2 protein-coding genes and 1 pseudogene are annotated in these 2389 nt (G+C 64.8%); 2 read left to right on the forward strand and 1 reads right to left on the reverse strand.

Annotated features, from left to right (window positions below):
- Positions 1 to 30 precede the first annotated feature (30 nt).
- Positions 31 to 936 carry a tyrosine-type recombinase/integrase gene (locus CDN38_RS27720; protein WP_099319495.1) on the forward strand — a complete coding sequence of 302 codons (906 nt, stop codon included), beginning with the start codon at positions 31 to 33 and terminating at the stop codon, positions 934 to 936.
- Between the two features lie 17 nt (positions 937 to 953).
- Positions 954 to 1925 carry a tyrosine-type recombinase/integrase gene (locus CDN38_RS27725; RefSeq protein WP_306316114.1) on the forward strand — a complete coding sequence of 324 codons (972 nt, stop codon included), beginning with the start codon at positions 954 to 956 and terminating at the stop codon, positions 1923 to 1925.
- Between the two features lie 115 nt (positions 1926 to 2040).
- On the opposite strand, the pseudogene CDN38_RS27730 reads toward CDN38_RS27725, so the two are convergent.
- Positions 2041 to 2389, reverse strand: a pseudogene (locus tag CDN38_RS27730) (ISL3 family transposase); the annotation flags it as partial.

A 2389-nucleotide genomic window follows, 5' to 3' on the forward strand; every position in this document is an offset into this window, starting at 1 on the left:
CCTACCAGTAGCAGCAACACGCCATGTTTAGTGGCTACATTATTCTGTCCACATCACCACAAACCCCAGCTCAGCACCCCATTTCCCCCACCGACCAGCAGTAACTTCGGCCTAGAGGCCGCTGGTGCTTCGACGGTCACCGCGCAGCTTGCAGTCGCTTGGGCCCAGCTTCCCGGACAGGGGGCTCATCCCTCTTACCTGGGCAAACGGCTCTGCGTGGTGCGCGGCTTCGCCCGCCACCTCGCCACATTCGATCCGGCCACCGAGGTGCCCTCGGCTGACCTGTTGCATTGGCAGGAGTGCCGGGCGACCCCGTATATCTACTCCGCCGCCGACATCGCCGCATTGATGGGGGCCGCGCGGTCGCTCAAGCCGCAGCTGCGAGCGGCGACCTACGAGACGTTGATCGGTTTGCTGAAGGTGACTGGCGCTCGGGTTGGGGAGCTCATCAGCCTCGATAGGGACGACGTCGATCTCGACGACGGCGTGCTCGTCATCAGGTACACCAAGTTCAACAAGAGCAGGGAGCTTCCACTGCATGCGAGCACAGTCGAGGCTCTCAAGGCCTACGCGGCGGTGCGCGACCGGCTGTGCCCCAGACCCAAGGCAGCAAGCTTCTTCGTGTCCACCGTGGGCGAACGGCTCGTCTATGTGACTGTCCAGCAAGCCTTCTCGCGCATCACCGGCGATGCTGGACTCCAAGCTCGCTCGAAGCGGTGCCGGCCCCGGTTGCACGACATTAGGCACTCCTTCGCCTGCACCAGTTTGCTCGGCTTCTACCGCAACGGGGTCGACGTGCAGGCGCATCTACCGCTGCTGTCGACCTACATGGGCCACGCCCGACCGGAGAACACCTACTGGTATCTCTCGGCGATCCCCGAGTTGATGTCCCTGGCAGCACAGCGCCGGGAGCAGACAGCAAGGAGGCGGCCATGAGCGCTCTAGCTCCGACTATGCAGGCGTGGTTCACCGATCGGCTCGTTGGCCAGCGTCACGCCAGCCCCAACACCATCGCCGCCTATCGCGACGCCTGGCGCCTGTTGCTGCAGTTCGTCTTGTCCCAGACCGGAACCCAACCCTGCCGGCTCGACATCGCAGATCTCAACGCCGACGTCATCTGCGACTTTCTGAACCACCTTGAGCGCGACCGCAACAACAGCGTCCGCACCCGCAACGCGCGGCTCGCGGCGATCCGGTCCTTTTTCCGCTATGCCGCGCTGCGCCATCCCGAGCACGCAGCGCTCATCGCTCGCGTGCTCGAGATCCCGACCAAACGTAGCCAGCGAAGGGAAATCCACCACCTCGACCAGGCGGAGGTCGACGCCTTGCTGGCCGCGCCAGACCAAGACAGCTGGACCGGAAGAAGAGACCAAGTCCTGCTCGACGTCGCCGTGCAGACCGGCCTCAGGGTCTCGGAGCTGACCGACTTGCGTGTCGGTGACGTCGAGATGGGCACCGGTGCTCACGTGCGCTGTCGGGGCAAAGGTCGCAAAGAACGCTGTACACCCCTGGCCAAGGAGACCGTTGCTCTACTGCGAGCGTGGATGAAGGAGCGCGGTGGCTCCCTCGATGACCCATTGTTCCCGACTCGGCGCGGAACCCCGCTCACCCGCAGCGCTGTCGGGTGCCTAGTCACCAAGCATGCCGCAACGGCAGCGCAATGCTGCCCGTCGCTGCTCGCAAAACACCCAACTCCGCATACCCTCAGGCACAGCTGCGCGATGTCACTCCTGCGCTCCGGGTGCGACACCTCGGTGATCGCACTCTGGCTCGGCCACCAGAACGTGGAAACCACCGCGCGCATCTATCTGCATGCTGACCTCTCCATCAAGGAGCGCGCGCTTGAGCGGACCAGACCTCTTCACGTGAAACCAGGGCGCTACAGGCCGCCGGACCCTCTGCTCGCCTTTCTCACCCGCCTCTGACATCGAATTATGCGGTCTCCGACCGGCCAACCTCGGCCCTCGACCATGTGTCGGGCACCACCCCACTCATAATCCGCCGCTGCACATAGGACCCCTTACGCGGAATTCCGCGCAAGGGGTCCAGACAAATCACCGCGCCCGGCGCGCGCTGGCGCACCAGAGCGTGGATCCATTCCGCGCCATCACAGCTGACGTGGGTGAGCAGCTTCGCGCGGTCGGCGCCGAGCTGGTCGAAGAACCGGCCCAACGTGTCAGTGTTGCGGCCCTCGGCGGCCCACACCAGCCGGCCCGTCCCGTGATCAACGATCACCGTCAAATAGCGGTGTCCCTTGCGATAAGAAATCTCGTCGATGCCGATTCGGGCCAGCCCGGCGAGCAGGTCATTGGTGTCGCGGCCGTCGGCGACCACCCTGGTCACGATCGCCGCGACGGTGCGCCAGGCGATGCGCAGCAGCACCGTGAGC

It is taken from the genome of Mycobacterium ostraviense (assembly GCF_002705925.1).
GTDB classification, from domain to species: Bacteria; Actinomycetota; Actinomycetes; order Mycobacteriales; family Mycobacteriaceae; genus Mycobacterium; species Mycobacterium ostraviense.

What these genes read in the sequence shown, in the direction of transcription:
- CDN38_RS27725 (WP_306316114.1), top strand. Translation starts at nt 954, where the DNA reads ATGCAGGCGTGGTTCACCGATCGGCTCGTTGGCCAGCGTCACGCCAGC.